Below are 17,102 nucleotides of genomic sequence, written 5' to 3'. Positions count from 1 at the left end.
AGCAGCAGCGCGAAGCTGTAGAAGGGCATCAGAAGCTCGGGGTAGTTGCCCTCGGCCTCCATCGCCTGACGGGTCAGGCTGATGATCTCGTTCACACCCAGCAGCGAGGCGAGCGGCGTGGACATGGTCATGATCGCATACCAGTTCATCCACGGCGGCAGCATCCGCTTGACGCATTGCGGCAGGATGATCTGCCAGATGGTCTGCTGGCGGGTGAAGCCCAGCGATTCGGCACCCTCCCACTGGGCGGTCGGCACCGACTGGATCGCGCCGCGCACGACCTCGGCGATGTTGGCCGAGACCGGCAGGGCGAGGCCGATCACCACCTTGATCCAGCCGGGCAGGGGGATCGTGGTCCCGAATGCCTGCATCTGGAACGGCAGGCCCAGCAGGATGATGAACAGCAGGACCAGCCACGGCACGTTGCGGAAGAAGGTGACATAGACCTGCACGATGCCGCGCAGCACCCGGTTGCGCGAGATGAGGCCCAATCCGGCCAGCGCCCCGACCGCGGTCCCCAGCGCCATGGCGAGGACCGAGATCAGCACGTTGAACAGGAACCCCTCCGTGAACAGGAACGGCGCCCAGCGGATCAGCGCCTCGAAGGCGGAGGCGGTGTCGCGGCCCGACTGCGCCATCACCGCAAAGGGGAACAGCGCCGCGATCAGCAGCAGCCACGCCGCAGGGATCGAGGCCAGCCAGCGCACCAGGAAGAAGTCGTCATAGGCGGGGCCGCGCGGGGTGAAGGGCAGCAGCACCGGCAGCGCGCCCCTGACTGGCGCCATCGGAACGGGGGTCTTACGCGCCATAGCCGGGAATCCTCATCTTGCGTTCCCACCGGCCCATGCCGGCCGACACGATGCCGACGAGGCCAAGATACAGCACCAGCAGCAGAAGCATGGTCGGGTTCTGGGCCGAGGGGTAGTCGTTCCAGATCGACACCGACTGGTAGAGCAGTTCGGGCACCGCGATCGCATAGGCCTGGTTCGTCGTCTTGACGAGGTTGACCAGGTTCGCGGTCAGCGCGGGCATCGAGATGCGGAAGGCCAGCGGAAAGACGACGTTGTTGTAGGTCATCAGCCGGCTCATCCCCAGCGATTCGGATGCCTCGCGGGTCGAGTCGGGCACCGCCTCGATGCCGGCGCGGAAGATCTCGATGTTGAACGCGCCGGCGAAGAACGACAGCGAAATGATCGCCCAGCCCACGTTCGAGATGATCGGGATCTCGGTCCAGCCGTCGGGGCTGTAGCTGGGGGTCAGCTGCCCCAGCGCGAAATAGAAGAAGAGCAGCTGGACCAGCGGCGGCGTGTTGCGGAAGAACTGCACATACGCCGCCACCAGTCCGCGCAGGAGGCGGCTTTTCGCCCCCTGCGCCCATGCCCCCACGATGCCGATGATGACCGAGAAGATCAGGCAGGCGATGCTGAGCTTGATCGTCATCCAAAGACCGGACAGCACCCGCGCCATCTGACGTTCGTCATAGAGCCAGATGAAGTTCCAGTGCGGCGACGACGCGGCCAGTTCCCGGAAGAACTCCTGCATTCCCTCGATCATCGGTTCCCGGCCTTACTGCGCCGCTTGCGCCAGCGGGTCGCCGTAGCGCTCGTGCATCTCGGCCAGGAAGGGGCTGTGGCTGACGCCCCATTTCTCTTCCAGTTCGATCAGCGTGCCGTCGCGGTGCCACTGGTATTGCAGCCCCGAGACGATCTGGCCGAGGGCGCAGTTTTCCTCGGCCTTGGCGACGGCGATGCCCCAGGGCGCGTAATCCTCGATCGGCAGCGAGATCTCGAAATCGTCCCAGCCGCCGGCCGCGTAGTCGGCGCCGATGGTGGTGTCGTCATAGACGAACGCCACGCATTTCTTGTCGCGCAGCGCCTGCTTGCCCTCGGCCGCGTTGCCGAACGCCACGATGGTGGCGCCGTATTCCTGTTCGATCTTCTGCAGGTAGAACGCGCCCTGAACGCCGCAGACCGGCTTGCCGTTCAGCTCGTCCCACGAGGTCATCCCCAGCGCCTTGGGCGTCAGCGCAGCGGTGCCCGAGGCGTAGTAGTTCGGCCCCTTGATACCGACCATCTCGCGGCGATCCGCGGTGTCGGTCATGGTGGCGATCATCAGGTCGATCTGACCCTGCTGCAGGAACTGCATCCGGTTCGAGGCGATCACCGGCACCAGTTCCAGCCCCACGCCCAGCGTGTCCGCGACCTTCTGCGCGAGGTCGATTTCCAGCCCGACGACCGAGCCGTCGGTCTCGCGATAGCCCCAGGGCTTGTAGTCGGCCTTGACGCCGGCGATCAGCGTGCCGCGATCCAGCACGCGCGTGAGGCCGGCATTGGTGCAGGCCTCGGCCGCGGCGGCGACGGGCGACAGCGCGGTCGTCGTTGCGATCATGGCGACGAGTATTTTTTTCATGGCTCCACTCCCTGTGAACATGGGAGGGTTGCTAACACGCAACAGTTTTGGGGTATGAGAGACTAAATTCTTGCCCTGACAGGGCAAGTTTTCGGTCCGCCATCGCCTGCCCGAGGAAGCCGCGCCTGCCATGTCCCCGATCCGCCCGCACACGCGGAAACCTTCATGTCGTTGACAGCGCCCGGCCCCGCGCCGCTCGGCCGCCGCCGGTTCATGGCCGGGCTTGCGGCCGCGAGCCTTTCGACCCTCGCCGCGCCCCGCCTTGCCATCGCGGGCGCGGGCGAGTGGACCATGATCGCGATGGAGCATTTCCCCCCCTACAACCATCTCAGCGGCGGGAAGTTCGTCGGCCTGGACATCGACATCATGGCGGAAGCCACGCGCGAGCTTGGAATCACCATGCGGATGCTGCCTTTGCCTTGGCAGCGCGGCATCATCGCCTTTGAATCCGGCGCGTCGGACGGGCTGTTCCAGTTGACGCTGACGCCGCGCCGGGCGCGCGAATGGCACATGACCGGGCCGATGCGGACGACGCGGCTGGTCTTCATGGTGCTGGCTGACTCGCCGCTGCAGGACAGCGACGGATTCAGCGGGCTGGCCGGACAGGTCGTGGGGACGGTGGACGGCTTCACCTACGGTCCCGGCTTCGACCGCGCGCACGGTTTCATCCGTGAAGGCTCCAAGGATGACGAGACCAGCCTGCGCAAGCTGCTGCTGGGTCGGGCGACGGTGATTCTCGGCGGCGAGGCGAACCTGCTGCACGCCGCCGCCTCGCTTGGGGTGCGGGGCCGCGTCCGTATCCTGCCGACCGCGCTGGACGAGCAGCCGCGCTACGCCGCGTTCCGCCGCGATCCGGCTGGGGCCGAGAAATCCGCGCTGCTCCAGCCCGTCCTTGCCCGGATGAGCGAGGATGGACGGATCGACCGCATCCTCGACCGCTACCGGGAGAGATGAGGATGCGGCGTCCGGCAAGCGGCAGCATCGCCCGGCAGATCGCGCTGGCCAGCGTGCTGATCAGCGTCGTCTCGGGCCTCGGGCTGGGCGGGATCACCGCTTACGGCGATTTCCGCCGCAGCTTCGCCAGCGCGATCGAGAACTCCGAGCGGCTGATCCGCGCTGCCGTCCCGCAGCTTGAAAGCGCCTACTGGGACCTGGACCTCGCCGCCACGCAGACGACGCTGGACCGGCTGGCCGAGGCGCCGCTGGTCCGGTCGGTCTCGATCCGCGATCTCGTCATTTCGGCCGAGGATCTGCGGGCGGTGAATATCGGCCCGCTCGCCGCGCAAACGGACAAGCCCGAAGATGCCCGCTGGGCGCTGAACCGGCTGGTCCCGCAGGACTGGCTGTCGGACCGGCTGGCGCTGGACCTGTCGGCCCCGCGCACGCGCGAGCCGATCGCCCGGCTGATCGTGGACCTGTCCTTCGCCGAGCTTTACGACGAACTCGGCCACCGGGCGATGACCGTCGTCGCCACCACCGTTCTTCAGGCGCTGCTGATCGCGGGCATCCTGTTCGTGCTGATCCGCAGCCTCATCATCCGCCCGCTGAACGCGCTCAGCGGGGCGGCGCGGGCACAGCGCGGGGGCGGCCGGTTCCGCCTGAAAGGCAAGGCGGCGGAGCTTCTGTCGGACAGCCGCGACGATGAGATCGCGAGCCTCGCCCGCGACTTCACGCTGACCGTCGGCCGGATGGAGCGTTACCGCGACAACCTGCGCGAGGAGGTGGACCAGCGCACCGCCGAACTGGTGCTGGCCCGCAACGACGCGCTGGCGGCGTCGCGCGCGAAATCGGCCTTCCTCGCCAATATGAGCCATGAGCTGCGCACCCCGCTCAACGCGATCACCGGCCTGTCCGAGCTGATCCTGGCCGAGAACCTGCCCGCCGCCGCGCAGCGCCATGTCTCGGACATGCGCAGCGCGGCGCGGCAGCTTCTGGGCAGCATCGACACCGTGCTGGACCTGTCCAAGCTGGAAGCCGGCCGGATGGTGTTCGAGCGGGTGGCCTTCGCCCCCGAGGACGTGTTCGACGAGGTGATGTCCCAGACCCGCGTCCTGATCGGCAAGCGCCCGGTCATGCTGGAAGGCGACATCGCCCCCGACGTGCCGGCCCGCGTCCGGGGCGATCCGCAGCGGGTCATGCAGGTGCTGCTCAACCTGACCAGCAACGCGGTGAAGTTCACGGCCACGGGCCGCATCCGCCTGCGGATCTACCGGCGCGGCGACCGGCTGCGTTTCCTCGTCATGGACACCGGCCCCGGCATCGCGCCCGAACATCAGGAGGCGATCTTCGCGCCGTTCACGCAGGGCGACGAGACGACCTCGCGCCGCGTCTCCGGCACGGGCCTCGGCCTCTCCATCGCCCGGCAGATGGCCGAGGGGATGGGCGGCGGGCTGCGGCTTCGCAGCCATCTTGGCCGGGGCAGCCTGTTCGTGCTGGACCTGCCCCTGAAAGAGGAGGCGGGGGCCGCGCCCGCGCCGGTCCCGCGCCCGCGCCTCGATCTGCTGGAAGGCCGGGCGCGGCGCCGGGTGTCCCATCTGCTGCACCGCCTTCCGGCGATCGAGGAACAGGAGGGGCTGGTCCTCGACCACCTGCCGGGAGAGGGCCTGCTGCTCACCGGCCCTGCGGGCAAGACCGAGACCCTGCCGCTGGCGCTGACCCACCGCGAACTTCGCGCGGCAATTCGCAGTGCCCTTTCGGAAGCCGCGCCTTGCCCTGCCGCTGCCGAAATCGTCCTCGGCCTGCGCGAGCGCCGCGTCCTGCTGATCGAGGATCAGCCGATCAACCGGGCCGTCACCGAATCCCTGCTGGCCCGCGCCGGGGTGCGGGTCACGGCCGCGGCCGGCGGCGCCGAGGCGCTGGGGCTGCTGACCGGCGCCCGCCCGGACCTGATCCTGACCGACCTGCACATGCCCGGCATGGACGGCTTCGCCACCGTCCGCGAACTGCGCCAGCAGGGCCTCGGTGACATCCCCGTCGTGGCTTCCAGCGCCGATGTCTCGACCGAAACGCGCCGCGCCTGCGAGGTGGCGGGATTTGCCGGGTTTGTGGCGAAGCCCCTGACCGCGAGCACGCTGCTGAACACTTTGTCCGAGGTGCTGGACCTTGCCCGGCCGCCGCTGGACCGTGCCGTTCTGGAACGCAATGCGGGGGGCGACCGGGCGCTGGCCGCGAAATGGCTGTCGATGCTCCCGGCCGAGATCGCGGCCTGGCGTGCGATGCTGGACGGGGGCGCCCCGCCGGCCGAGACGCTGCACGCGATCTGCGGCGCGGCGATCCAGCTTGGCGCGGCCGAGCTTCACGCCGCCTGCCGCGAAACCCCGCACGATCCCGCCCGCGTTCTGGCCGCGCTGGACCGGCTGGAGACGGCGCTGCCCCCCGCGCCCGAGCCTGCGGACCGGGCGGGCGAACGGCCCCACTCCCTGCTGGGCGACTGCCTCGCGGCCCTGCGCCGGCACGAGATGACGGGCTTCGACATGCTGGAAGAACTCGTTCCCCGCTTGCCCGCCCGCCGGGGGGCGGAGTTGCGCGAGGCGGCGGCGCGGCTGGATTTCCGCCGGGCCGCAAACCTGCTGGAAAACGCCTAGCTGCCGTAATCGGCGATCTTCTGGCCGATCTCGGCCAGCAGCGCCTCGGCCTGGTCCAGCCGGTCGGCGCGGCGGGCCAGCAGGTGCTCCAGCGCCGCCGAGGTCTGGCGCAACTCAAGCTGCACCCCGATCCGCGCCAGCAGCACGGCCGGGGCGGTGGACCGGGCGATGTAGTCGCAGGCGCCCGCCTCGAACCCCGCCGTCTCGTCCTGCGGCGCGTCTAGGCTGGTCAGGAACACCACCGGCATCCGCGAATGCTGCGGGTCCAGCTTGATCCGGCGGCAGAGCGCATAGCCCGCCATCTCGGGCATGTGGACGTCCAGCATCGCCAGATCGGCCCGCCCGCCCGAGGCGAGCCAGTTCAGCGCCTCGCCGGCGCTGGTATGGGCCACGACGTCATAGCGGCCCCGCAGCACGTCATGCAGCCGCCGGATATTGGCCGGCATGTCGTCCACCACCAGAATCCGCGCCCGCTCGCCCTCGTCCGCCAGCGCCTGCGTGTCGGCGGGCTGCTCGGCCTCCGCGTCGTCCATGCCGCAGATCATCTGCGAGGCGCGGGCCATGCTTTCGAGGCTGGCCGAGATGGCCTCGTAATAGGGCCGGCTCCATTCGCGCAGCGTGGTGGCGTTGGCGTTCCGCTCGAACAGCGAAAGGCCGAGATGCGTCTCCAGCGCCCGGATCTGCCGGCTGACGGCCTCGCGCGTCACGTTCAACTCGCGCGCGGCGTCCGAGAAGCTGCCGAGCCGGGCCGCCGCCTCGAACACGATGATGCTGGTGAGGGGCGGAAGGTTGCGCTTGAGTGACGACATGAAGCTCCCCGCGGGTTCCGGTCTCACGCTTCTACCGGCTGCGCGGGGCGAGCGCACGTTTGTCGTCAGCCCTCGCCCAGAAGGGCGAGCAGGAAGTCGGTCGAGGCGATGTCCGCGAAGATGTCCACGGCGTCATCCTCAATCAGCAGGACCGCGTCGAGGGTGGCGAGCCGGGTCTGCACCACCGATCCCGCCGGGGCGCTGCGGGGGCTCAGGTCGGTCGAGGTCAGCGGGGCCAGCAGGTCGCGCCATTCCGGCCGCTCCACCCGGAGCCACGCCCAGCTTTCGTCGCGGTAGCCGTCGAACGCGTCGGGGATTCCGGGCGCATCGGGAATGGCGGCGCTGCGGCTGTCGGGGACGATCAGCAGCTCGAAGCTGCCGAGCCGGGCGATGCGCAGCCCGTGGCTTTGCGCGACGGTGTTGACCCGGCCCGGGAAGGGCAGGCCGGCCGCCGCGCACCACGCCGGGGTGCCGGCGCCGCGCAGGCCCTTCCGGGGCCATGCGGTGCGGTCGAGGATGAAGCCGCCGGGCGTTGCCGCCGGGGGCAGGCCGGTCAGGGGGAAGTGGCGGATGGAGGTCATCGCAGCCATGTCACATCTCCTGCCGCTTGTTCTCAGGGTCGTAGAAGGCGTGGGCGACGACGGTCGCCTCTACATTGGTCCCGGCGCGGTCGCGGAGGGTGATCCGAGCGCCCGGCCGGTTGTCCTCGGGGTGGGCATAGGCCAGGCCGATCATCCTGCCGAGGCCGGGCGAGACGCCGATCGAGGTGACGAAGCCCGCAGGTTCCCCGCCGCGAAGGACGAGGCAGGATTCGCCCAGCTTCGCCCCGTCTTCCGGCGACAGCTCGAAGCGGATGAGGGCGCGTTGAAGCCCCAGCCCGCGCCGCTTCTCGACGGCGGGCTTGCCGATGTAATACGGCTTCTTCTTCGACAGCGCCCATTCCATCCCCAACTCGTCGGGCGAGGAAAGCGCGTCGGTGTCCTGCCCGATGATGATATGCCCCTTTTCCAGCCGCAGGATGCGCGAGGCTTCCAGACCGTAGGGCTTCAGCCCTTGCGGCGCGCCCGCCTCCAGCAAGGCGTTCCACAGGGTCAGCGCATAGGAGCGCGGCGTGTGCAGCTCATAGCTCAGCTCGCCGGTGAAGCCGATCCGCATGATCCGCACGGGGCAGCCGGCGAGATGGCCGGTTCGGCCTTCGAGATAGGGGAACCCGTCCGCAGTCAGGTCGATGTCGCTTTCCAGCGCCTGAAGCACCTGCCGCGCCTTCGGGCCGGTCACGTTGATCGCGGCGAAGGCGGCGGTGATGTTCTGGATGTCCACCTTCATCCGCCACTGGGCGTTGAGCAGGCTCATCTCCGCGAACACCCGGTCCACGGCGCCGGTGGTGGCGGTGACGTAGAACTCCTCGGGTCCGATCCGGTAGGCCACGCCGTCGTCGATGACCGAGCCCATCTCGTTCAGCATCAGGCAATAGCGGACCCGGCCGACCGGCTGCTTTTCATGCGCCATCGTGTAGATGCGGTCGAGGAACGCGCCCGCGTCGGGGCCGCGCACCGCGAGCTTGCCCAAGGTCGAGACGTCCAGCATCCCCACGCCGTCGCGCACGGTGCGGATTTCATCGGCCACCACCTCGGCGGAGGCTCCGTAATAGAGCGGCCGCCACCAGATCCCCGCCGGGATCATCTTCGCGCCCGCGTCCCGGTGCCAGCCGTCCATCGGCGTCAGCCGCGCGTGGTTGTGCTGCGGACCGGCGAGCAGCCCCAGCTTTTCCGGTCCGAAGGGCGGGCGCGAGGTCGTGATGCCGATCTGCGCCACGCTGCGGCCGGTGGCTTCCGCCACGATCTTTGCCGTCGCCAGCGCCGAATGGCGACCCTGCGAGGGGCCCATGCCGACGGTGGAATACCGCTTGACCAGCTCCAGTTCGGCATAGCCGTCCGCGACGGCGTTCACGATGTCCTTGACCTGCAGATCCTCGTCGAAGTCGATGAAGTCGCGACCCTGATTGTGGGCGGGGGGCACGGGATAGGTGCGGTGGAAACCGGCGTCAGCGTCCGGCAGGGCGGGCGGTGCGTCCGCTGCAAGCCCCAGCGCGCGGGCGGCATTGCTGCCGGCGATCTCGCCGCTGCGGATCACGCTGTCGATCCCGTGGATGCCCGCGACCGATCCGGCCAGACGCATCGAGGCGGGCAGGTTCGTCAGCGAATAGGTCTGGCTCACCTCGTCAAAGCCCAGCTTCGCCCCCGCGTGCAGCGGAAGCTGATAGCCGGGGGTGGAGCCCGCGTCGATCACGGCGAGGTCGCAGTGCAAGCTCTCCTGCCCGGCGGGCGTCTCGATCCGCAGGGATTTCAGGCGGCGGTTGCCGCGGGTGCCCTGCGCGCCCACGACGGAGGCCGCTTCCACGATCCGCAGACCTTCGGCCCGCAGTTCCGACAGCAGCGCCTCGGGCAACCGCGCCTCGGCCGGGACCAGCACGGCGGCGACGGGAACTCCGGCCTCGGCAAGATCCAGCGCCGCCATCGCGCCATGCGGCGTGCCGGCGAAGACCACGGAGCGGCTGGCCGGGCGGACCCCGTAATGCCGCAGCATCCGCTGCACGGCGGACGCGGTCACGATGCCGGGCAGATCGTTGTTGCGGAAGACCAGCGGCTGCTCCTGCGTGCCCGCCGCGATCACCACCTGCGCCGCGCGGATGCGCCAGAGCAGGTCGCCCTGCAGCACGGGGAGGAAGTTGTCCGCGAACCAGCCGTTGCAGGTCGCCCCCAGCAGGATGCGCACGCCTGCGCTTTCCAGCGCCTCGCGCTGTTCACGCAGCAGGCTGTCCGCATAGCGGCCATAGGTCAGCGCGCCGCCGGTCTCGGGTTCGGAATCGACCAGCACCACCTCGGCCCCCGCGAGGGCCGCGGTGCGGGCCGCGGCCATGCCTGCGGGGCCTGCCCCCACCACCAGAACGTCGCAATGCAGGTTCTGCTTGCGGTAGTGCGCGGGCGGCAGGGCGGTGTCGATGCGCCCGAGGCCCGCCGATTTGCGGATCAGCGGTTCCCAATAGCGCAGCCAGCTGCTTTTCCGCGGGCCGAAGAAGGTGCGGTAGTAGAACCCCACCGGCATGAAGCGGCCAAAGCGGTCGAGCGCGCTGTTCAGGTCGCGGTCGGCGCCGTGGGTCGTGTTCTGCGCCGAGACCGCCAGCCCCGCCGCCAGCGGATGGCGGTCGGCCAGCACGTTCGGTTCGGCCCCGATCTGGACCAGCGTGTTGGAATCCTGCCCGGCCATGGTCAGCGGCCCGCGCGGGCGGTGATACTTGAAGGACCGCGACAGCACCCAGCGGTCCGAGCCCAGCAGCGCGCTGGCCACGGTGTCGCCCGCGAAACCCTGCGCCGGCTTGCCGTCGAAGCTGAAATCCAGCCGGCGCGAGCGGTCGATCCGGCTGCCCCAAGGGGCGTTCAGGCGTTCAGTCATTCTGCTGCTCCGATCCATCGGGAAGCCAGGTGCGGAAAATCTCGTCGGTGCCGGTGTGGCGCTCGGCCAGAAAGACCGTGTTCGACGGGCGGTGCCGCCACCATTCGATCATCGGACCGACGGGGTTCTCGATATAGAACAGGTGCCGGGTCACCGCGTCCGCGTCGTCGGGGCGGGTGCGGCGCACGGGGCCGAGATACTGGAACTCGGAAATGTCGCGCACACCGTTCATCGGGCAGGTCAGGCGTTTCATCGCGTCCCTCTCAGTGGCTGGCCGCCGTCGCGCCCATCTCGTTCAGCAGGGCGAACCTGTCGAAGCGGTCGAGCGCAAAGGGGGCGATCATGTCGGGCACGCGGCCGGTGGCGATGGTTTGCGCCATGTATTTCCCGGAAACGGGCGTCGCCTTGAACCCGTACGTGCCCCAGCCCGCATCCAGCCAGTAGTTCTGAAGCGGCGAGGCGCCCATGATCGGGCTGTAGTCGGGCGTCGTATCGACGATCCCCGCCCATTGCCGCAGCAGCCGGACATTGTGCAGGAAGGGGAACAGATGCAGCGCGCCTTCGGCCAGATGCTCCTTCTGGTCGAAGGTCGAGCGGGTCGAGGCCAGTTGATAGGGGTCCGAGGCGCCGCCGATCACGATCTCGCCGCGCGAGGATTGCACCAGATAGGTGTGCAGGTTGGCCGACGAGACCAGTGTGTCGAGGAAGGGCTTCAGGGGCTGGGACACCATCGCCTGCAGCGTCATGCAGCGGATCGGCAGGGGAAAGCCCGCCAGCTCCGCCATCTGTCCGTTCAGCCCGCCCGCCGCCTGCATCACCTGCCCCGCGCGGATCGTGCCGCGGTCGGTCACGACTTCCGTCACCTTGTCGCCCGCCGTGCGGATCGCGGTGACGGTGGTGCGCTGATGGATCTCGACGCCCTTTTCCGCCGCACGCTTGGCATAACCCCAGGCGACGGCGTCATGCCGCGCCGTGCCGCCGTCGGCGTGCCAGAGGCCGCCCAGCACCTCATGCTGGCCGCCGATATCCATGTTCAGATGCGGGCAAAGCTCGCGCACCGTCTGGGGGTCCACCACCTCGATGCGAGTGCCCAAATGCTTGCCCATCGCGGCGCGCAGGTGAAAGCTGCGCATCGTCGCTTCGGAATGCGCGAGCGTCAGCTGCCCGCGCTGCGAGAACATGACGTTGAAGCCGAGGTCCGAGGACATGGTCTCGTAAAGCGAGACCGCCTCCTTGTAGAAGCGGATCGAGGGCTGCGTCAGATAGTTCGACCGGATCGTCGTCGTGTTCCGCGCCGTGTTGCCGCCGGCGAGATAGCCCTTTTCCAGCACGGCGATGGACCGGATGCCGTGGTGGTTCGACAGGTAGTATGCCGCGGCCAGCCCGTGCCCGCCGCCGCCGATGATGACCACGTCATAGCTGCGCTTCAGGTCCGGGGTCGGCGGCAGGTCGCGAAAGGGCCTGTGTTTCGAGGCCAGGCCATATCTGAGCAGGGCAAACGGCATCGGGCGCTCCTTCCGGTTGCGGGCAGGTAGCGGCATCGGCGGCTGCGTCACAAGAAACGGATCATGGCCCTGAGACCCCGTTTCCGTTATGACCGGCCAACCGCAGCGGAGAGGCACATGCGCGAACTGCCCCATCTGGTCCAGCTTCAGGCCTTCGAGGCAGCGGCCCGTCACCTCAGCTTCACCCGCGCCGCCGAGGAGCTGAACTGCACCCAGGCCGCCATCAGCCAGCGGGTGCGCGGGCTCGAGCAGTATTTCGGCCGGCCGCTGTTCCACCGGCGGGCCAGCGGGCTGGAGCTGAGTTCAGCCGGCAAGGCGTTCCTGCCGGGGATCATGCAGGCGCTGGACATCGCCGAGGCGGCGACGCGGGGGCTGACCGGGCGCAGGCTGCACCAGTCGCTGACGATCTCGGCCCCGATCTCGTTTCTCAACCTCTGGCTCGGCCCGCGCCTGCCGGGCTTTCTCGCGCAGCACCGGGGGGTTGCGGTGCAGTTGAACAGCGCGATCTGGACCGATCCGAACAGCGAACTGGCCGATCTCAGCTTTGGCGTCATGGACGCGGCCTATCTGCCGCCCGAGGCGGTGGTGCTGGCGCGCGAGACGCTGGTGCTGGTCGGCGGGCCGCAGCATTCCGGCCAGCTGGACGTGGATGAGCTGCCCCAGATCGAAGTGCAGGGCAGGCATTCGCTGTGGGACATCTGGTCCGAGCGGACGCACCGCCCGCGCCGCCCCCGGCTGCCGCCGATCCGGGTCGATAACGCGCTGTCGGCCATCGAGCTTGCCGCCTCGGGGGCGGGTGTGACGGTTATCTATGGCACCTATGCGCAGCGGCCTTTGGCCGAGGGGCGGCTGGTCGCGCCCATCGGCGACGGGGTTCCGGTGCCGCTGGTCCTGGCGATGAGCCGGAACCTCATGCGCAAGGAAACCGCGGCGGTGCGCGATTTCATGGCTTGGGTCTCAGGGCATTTTCCAGCTGTCGAGGGTCAGGTCCGCGATCCCGGACAGGGCCGGGGACTGCTTTGAAAGAACCTGTATGATCCGCTTCTTGGTCAGGGTGTAGTGATCCACGGCCAGCCGGTCCGAGGCTTCGATATCCTGCGCCCTGATCGCCTCGTACATGCCCCGATGCTGGGCGCGCGTCTCGGCCAGGTGCTGGGCCAGATCCTCGCCCGTGGTCTCGTCCCCGAACTCGTTCGGCCCGTCGAAACACGCGCGGGCAAGCCGGATCGTGCCGTTCAGGGCCTGCTCGTAGAAGGCCGAGATATAGGGATTGTCCGTGGCGGCCGAGATGGCCGCGTGAAACGCGACGTTCGCCTGTGACCGGCTGACCCCGTCGCCCCCCTGGGTGGACCGCTCGAACGCCTCCATCTCGCGGGCGATGGCGCGCAGATCCCTGTCGGTCCGGTTCTCGGCGGCGAGGCGATGGACGAGGCGGCTGGAGATCAGCAGCGCGTCGTAGAGTTTCGGCATGTCGTCGAAATCCAGCGGTGCGACCTTGGCTTTGCGGCCCTCGCGGACGACCAGCCGGTCGGCGATCAGCTGGATGATCGCCTCGCGGATCGGGGTGCGCGAGACGTCCAGCCGCTGCGCCAGCTCGGCCTCGTCGAGAATCACGCCCGGCCGCAGCTCGAGCCGCAGGATCGAGTCGCGCAGTATCTGGATGATTCTCGCCCCGTCCCGCTCGGTCATGGCTGCTGTCCGCCCTCAGAACCCTGAAAAACTTGCTCGAATCGTCTCTGCCAACAAGGCCGATTTTTTGCTTGCCGTTTGAGTATACAGATTGGATGCTGAAAGGAAGCAACGGGGGAGGACAGACCCGAATGTTCGATCAGGAAGCCAAGGCCTGCTGGATCGTCGGCGTGGACGTTGGCGGAACCTTTACGGATTTCGCCGCCAGGAACGTCAAGACCGGGCAGTTGGTCGTCCACAAGCGCCCTTCCACCCCCGCCGATCCGTCCGAAGCGATCCTCACGGGATTCAGCGAACTTCTGGCAAAGGTCGGCGTCTCCGGCAGTGATGTCGGCCGCCTCGCCCATGGAACGACGGTGGCCACCAACGCGCTGCTGCAACGCAAGGGGGCCGAGGTCGGGGTCGTCACCACCCAAGGGTTCCGCGACCTGCTGGAGATCGGCCGTCAGGTGCGGCCGCTGATCTATGACCTGCAGGCCGATGCCCCGCCGCCGCTGGCCGAACGCCGCAACCGGATCGAGGTCGCCGAGCGCGTCGGCCCCGCGGGCGAGGTCATCACCGAACTGACCGACGCCGGCATCGAGGACATGCTGAACCGGATCGCGGAACTGGACGGCATCCAGAGCCTTGCCGTCTGCCTGCTGTTCTCGTTCATCAATCCCGAGCACGAGCAGCGCATCGCGGCGGCGATCCGGCAGGTGCGGCCCGACCTCTACGTGTCGATCTCGTCCGAGGTGCAGCCGGAATTCCGCGAATTCGAGCGCTTCTCGACCGCGCTCATCAACGCCTTCCTGCAGCCCGAGGTCAGCCGCTACATGGACCGCCTGCAGGCGTCGATCAACGCCGCGGCACCGAACGCGCGGCTGGGGATCTTCCAGTCCGCGGGCGGGCTGATGTCGGTGGAACGCGCGGCGCAGTTCCCGGTGCGCACGGCGCTGTCGGGACCCGCGGCGGGCGCGGTCGGCGCCGCCGCCTCGGGCGCGGCCTCGAACGTCGGCAACATCATCACGCTGGATATCGGCGGCACCTCGACCGACGTCTGCCTCATCCGCGACGGCCGCACCGAAATTACCCATATCCGCGAGATCGCCGGGTTCCGCATCCGCCTGCCGATGGTCGATATTCACACGGTCGGCGCCGGTGGCGGCTCGATCGCGCGGCTGGGCAAGGACGGGCTGATGAAGGTCGGCCCCGAAAGCGCGGGCGCGGTGCCGGGCCCGGCCTGCTATGGCAAGAGCGGGACCGAGCCGACGGTGACGGACGCCAACGTCTTCCTGGGCCGCTTGCCGCTGTCGCTGGCTGGCGGCGGGTTGATGATCGACGCCGGCAAGGCCGAAGCGGTGATCCGAGGCATCGCGGACAAGCTGGGCGTCAGCCCGGTCAAGGCCGCGCTGGGGATAGCGGGGATCGCTACGTCGAACATGACCCGCGCGATCCGGGCGGTCTCGACCGAGCGGGGGCATGATCCGCGCGACTTCACGCTGATGCCCTTCGGCGGCGCAGGCGGACTGCATGCGGCGGATGTGGCGCAGTCGCTTGCCATCTCGAAGATCCTCATCCCCCGCGCCCCCGGCATCCTGTGCGCCGACGGCCTGCTGGAAGCCGAGCTGCAGGAGAACTTCGTCGCGTCCTGCCGCACGCCGCTTGAGGCCGGGGCCGACCTCATCGCCGTGGCGGCGGGCAACCTGATGCAGGACGCGCGCCTGTGGCTGGCGGCCGAGGCCGAAGGGACCGCGGACACCCGCGTCGTTCTGACCCTCGACATGCGCTATATCGGCCAGAACTACGAACTGTCGGTCGAGGTCGCGGGCGACCCGCGCGACGTGGCGGCGCTGCGCGAAGCCTTTCTCGGCGCGCATCGCCGCGCCTATGGCCATGCCGACCCCGACGCGCCCATCGAGGTCGTCAACGTCCGCGCCAAGGCGCTGGCGAGCCTCTTGCAGGGCCGCAACGATGTGCTCGGCCCGCTGGAACTGGCCGCACCCGTCGCTGTCTCGCAGGTGTGGTTCGACGAGGATGCCCCGGTCGATACCCCGATCTACGAGCGCGGCGGCCTGCCGGTCGGCACGGCTCTGCAGGGGCCGGTCATCATCAGCCAGTTCGATTCCACCACGGTCGTGCCGCCCCATGCCACGATCCGCGTGGACGAGGCCCTGAATCTCATCATGGAGATCGGACATGCTTGACAGAGGCGAAATGGACCCCATCGCGCTCGAGATCACCTGGAACGGGCTGAAGTCGATCGCGGATGAATGCTTCCTCACGATCATGCGTAGCGCGTTCTCGACCAACATCAAGGAACGCCACGACCATTCGACCGCCATCGCCGATGCGCAGGGCCGGCTGATCGCGCAGGCCGAAAACGCGCTGCCGATCCATCTGGCGTCGATGTCGGGGCTGATGCGGCATATCCTCGACCAGTTCGGGGGCAGCATCGCGCCGGGCGACATCTTCATCGGCAACGACCCGCATGTCGCGGGCGGCACGCATCTGCCGGACATCAACCTGGCGACGCCGGTGTTCGACGGCGACCGGCTGGTCGGCTTTGTCGCCAACATCGTCCATCACGCCGATGTGGGCGGCGCGGCGGTCGGATCCATGTCGGGCGGGCTTGACGAGATCTACAAGGAGGGGCTGCGCATCCCGTTGGTCCGGCTGTTCCGCCGGGACGAGCTTGTGGACGACGTCTGGCGGCTCGTCATGCTGAACATGCGCCTGCCCGAGGAGCGGCAGGGCGACCTGAACGCGCAGATCGCGGCCGCCCGGCTGGGCCGGCGGCGACTGGAGGAGATGATCGCGCGCCTCGGCGCCGAGCGGGTCGCGCAGACCTTCGAGCAGATCGTCGCGCGGACCGAAGCGCGGATGCGCAAGGCCATCGAGCTTGTCCCCGACGGCAGCTATGAGTTCGCCGACGTGCTGGACGATGACGGGGCGGGGACCGAGGACATCCGCATCGCGCTGAAGATCACCAAGCAGAGCGACCGCATCACCTTCGATTTCGGCGGCACCGACCCGCAGGTGAAGGGCAACTTCAACCTGACGTGGAATGCAACCCAGTCGGCAGTCTGCTTTGCGCTCAAGGCGCTGCTGGACCCGGCGGTGCCCAACAACCACGGCATCTTTGACGCCATCGACATTCTCGCGCCCGAAGGGACGCTGGTGAACTGCGTCTCTCCGGCGGCGGTGGCGCTGCGCGCCAACACCTGCCAGCGCGTCGTCGATATCGTGATCGGCGCACTGGCCCCCGCGCTGCCCGACCGCGTGATCGGCGCGGCGAACGGCGCGAACACCAGCGCGGTCTTTGCCGGCATCGATCCGCGCACCGGGCGGCAGTATGTCTATCTGGAAACGCTGGGCGGCGGCATGGGCGCGCGGGCGACCAAGGACGGCAAGGACGGGGTGCAGGTGAACATCACCAACACCTCGAACCTGCCCGTCGAGGCGATCGAGCAGGAATATCCGCTGCGCGTCGAGAGCTATGAGCTGGTCGAGGACAGCGGCGGGGCAGGGGAGTATCGCGGCGGCATGGGCATCCGCCGGACCCTGCGCCCGGTCGGCCACGCCTGCGAGTTCAACGGCGTCGGCGAACGCTTCCGCCACCAGCCCTGGGGCGTGTTCGGCGGCCAGCCGGGTGCCGCCGGCTCGTTCACCAT

At 68.8% G+C, this 17,102-nt stretch carries 14 protein-coding genes; 5 read left to right on the top strand and 9 right to left on the bottom strand.

Going from position 1 to position 17,102, the window contains the following annotated elements:
- The 3 genes from KTN05_RS16120 to KTN05_RS16110 form a co-directional block, all read right to left on the bottom strand.
- A partial coding sequence (locus tag KTN05_RS16120; RefSeq protein WP_254368287.1) for an amino acid ABC transporter permease occupies positions 1 to 809 on the bottom strand: 809 nt, incomplete at its 3' end.
- Positions 799 to 1,554, bottom strand: coding sequence for an amino acid ABC transporter permease (locus KTN05_RS16115; protein WP_217330414.1), 756 nt, complete (start codon positions 1,552 to 1,554; stop codon positions 799 to 801). The genes KTN05_RS16115 and KTN05_RS16120, both read right to left, overlap by 11 nt.
- 12 nt (positions 1,555 to 1,566) lie before the next feature.
- Positions 1,567 to 2,409, bottom strand: a complete 843-nt coding sequence (locus KTN05_RS16110; RefSeq protein ID WP_217330413.1) for a transporter substrate-binding domain-containing protein — start codon at positions 2,407 to 2,409, stop codon at positions 1,567 to 1,569.
- Between the two features lie 165 nt (positions 2,410 to 2,574).
- Between KTN05_RS16110 and KTN05_RS16105 the strand changes: the two genes are divergently transcribed.
- Both KTN05_RS16105 and KTN05_RS16100 read left to right on the top strand, forming a co-directional pair.
- A complete protein-coding gene (locus KTN05_RS16105; protein ID WP_217330412.1) occupies positions 2,575 to 3,363 on the top strand; it encodes an ABC transporter substrate-binding protein in 789 nt (262 codons plus the stop codon).
- Positions 3,360 to 5,993, top strand: coding sequence for an ATP-binding protein (locus KTN05_RS16100; protein ID WP_217330411.1), 2,634 nt, complete (start codon positions 3,360 to 3,362; stop codon positions 5,991 to 5,993). The genes KTN05_RS16105 and KTN05_RS16100 overlap by 4 nt, the downstream gene beginning before the upstream one ends.
- Here the strand turns inward: KTN05_RS16100 and KTN05_RS18260 are convergent.
- The 5 genes from KTN05_RS18260 to KTN05_RS16075 form a co-directional block, all read right to left on the bottom strand.
- Positions 5,990 to 6,802 carry a response regulator gene (locus KTN05_RS18260; RefSeq protein ID WP_217330410.1) on the bottom strand — a complete coding sequence of 271 codons (813 nt, stop codon included), beginning with the start codon at positions 6,800 to 6,802 and terminating at the stop codon, positions 5,990 to 5,992. The genes KTN05_RS16100 and KTN05_RS18260 overlap by 4 nt on opposite strands.
- A gap of 65 nt (positions 6,803 to 6,867) precedes the next feature.
- A complete protein-coding gene (locus tag KTN05_RS16090) occupies positions 6,868 to 7,392 on the bottom strand; it encodes a hypothetical protein (RefSeq protein ID WP_217330409.1) in 525 nt (174 codons plus the stop codon).
- 1 nt (position 7,393) lies between these two features.
- The gene (locus KTN05_RS16085; RefSeq protein ID WP_217330408.1) at positions 7,394 to 10,255 is read right to left on the bottom strand and encodes a 2Fe-2S iron-sulfur cluster-binding protein; all 2,862 of its coding nucleotides are present in this window, start codon (positions 10,253 to 10,255) and stop codon (positions 7,394 to 7,396) included.
- Positions 10,248 to 10,508: a sarcosine oxidase subunit delta gene (locus tag KTN05_RS16080; protein WP_217330407.1), complete on the bottom strand. Its 261-nt coding sequence runs from the start codon at positions 10,506 to 10,508 to the stop codon at positions 10,248 to 10,250. The genes KTN05_RS16085 and KTN05_RS16080 overlap by 8 nt, the downstream gene beginning before the upstream one ends.
- Before the next feature lie 10 nt (positions 10,509 to 10,518).
- On the bottom strand, positions 10,519 to 11,760 hold the full coding sequence (locus KTN05_RS16075) for an FAD-dependent oxidoreductase (RefSeq protein WP_217330406.1): 1,242 nt from the start codon (positions 11,758 to 11,760) through the stop codon (positions 10,519 to 10,521).
- A gap of 117 nt (positions 11,761 to 11,877) precedes the next feature.
- Between KTN05_RS16075 and KTN05_RS16070 the strand changes: the two genes are divergently transcribed.
- A complete protein-coding gene (locus tag KTN05_RS16070) occupies positions 11,878 to 12,783 on the top strand; it encodes a LysR family transcriptional regulator (RefSeq protein WP_217330405.1) in 906 nt (301 codons plus the stop codon).
- On the opposite strand, the gene KTN05_RS16065 is transcribed toward KTN05_RS16070, so the two are convergent.
- Positions 12,718 to 13,449: a GntR family transcriptional regulator gene (locus KTN05_RS16065; protein ID WP_217330404.1), complete on the bottom strand. Its 732-nt coding sequence runs from the start codon at positions 13,447 to 13,449 to the stop codon at positions 12,718 to 12,720. The two genes, KTN05_RS16070 and KTN05_RS16065, sit on opposite strands and share 66 nt — an antisense overlap.
- Positions 13,450 to 13,580: 131 nt before the next feature.
- On the opposite strand from KTN05_RS16065, the gene KTN05_RS16060 reads away from it, so the two are divergent.
- Both KTN05_RS16060 and KTN05_RS16055 read left to right on the top strand, forming a co-directional pair.
- Positions 13,581 to 15,635, top strand: coding sequence for a hydantoinase/oxoprolinase family protein (locus KTN05_RS16060; protein ID WP_217330403.1), 2,055 nt, complete (start codon positions 13,581 to 13,583; stop codon positions 15,633 to 15,635).
- The coding region (locus KTN05_RS16055; protein ID WP_217330402.1) for a hydantoinase B/oxoprolinase family protein at positions 15,628 to 17,102 on the top strand (1,475 nt) is incomplete at its 3' end. The genes KTN05_RS16060 and KTN05_RS16055, both read left to right, overlap by 8 nt.

The organism is Paracoccus sp. Z118 (genome assembly GCF_019061185.1).
In the GTDB taxonomy this organism is placed as follows: domain Bacteria; phylum Pseudomonadota; class Alphaproteobacteria; order Rhodobacterales; family Rhodobacteraceae; genus Paracoccus.
Note: the sequence above shows the minus strand (reverse complement) of the source record. Positions and strands in the feature narration are given on the sequence as shown.

Coding starts and splice junctions, on each gene's coding strand:
- KTN05_RS16085 (WP_217330408.1), bottom strand. CDS start 10,255: ATGACTGAACGCCTGAACGCCCCTTGGGGCAGCCGGATCGACCGCTCG.
- KTN05_RS16060 (WP_217330403.1), top strand. CDS start 13,581: ATGTTCGATCAGGAAGCCAAGGCCTGCTGGATCGTCGGCGTGGACGTT.
- KTN05_RS16100 (WP_217330411.1), top strand. CDS start 3,360: ATGAGGATGCGGCGTCCGGCAAGCGGCAGCATCGCCCGGCAGATCGCG.
- KTN05_RS18260 (WP_217330410.1), bottom strand. CDS start 6,802: ATGTCGTCACTCAAGCGCAACCTTCCGCCCCTCACCAGCATCATCGTG.
- KTN05_RS16080 (WP_217330407.1), bottom strand. CDS start 10,508: ATGAAACGCCTGACCTGCCCGATGAACGGTGTGCGCGACATTTCCGAG.
- KTN05_RS16090 (WP_217330409.1), bottom strand. CDS start 7,392: ATGGCTGCGATGACCTCCATCCGCCACTTCCCCCTGACCGGCCTGCCC.
- KTN05_RS16105 (WP_217330412.1), top strand. CDS start 2,575: ATGTCGTTGACAGCGCCCGGCCCCGCGCCGCTCGGCCGCCGCCGGTTC.
- KTN05_RS16070 (WP_217330405.1), top strand. CDS start 11,878: ATGCGCGAACTGCCCCATCTGGTCCAGCTTCAGGCCTTCGAGGCAGCG.
- KTN05_RS16115 (WP_217330414.1), bottom strand. CDS start 1,554: ATGATCGAGGGAATGCAGGAGTTCTTCCGGGAACTGGCCGCGTCGTCG.
- KTN05_RS16110 (WP_217330413.1), bottom strand. CDS start 2,409: ATGAAAAAAATACTCGTCGCCATGATCGCAACGACGACCGCGCTGTCG.
- KTN05_RS16065 (WP_217330404.1), bottom strand. CDS start 13,449: ATGACCGAGCGGGACGGGGCGAGAATCATCCAGATACTGCGCGACTCG.
- KTN05_RS16075 (WP_217330406.1), bottom strand. CDS start 11,760: ATGCCGTTTGCCCTGCTCAGATATGGCCTGGCCTCGAAACACAGGCCC.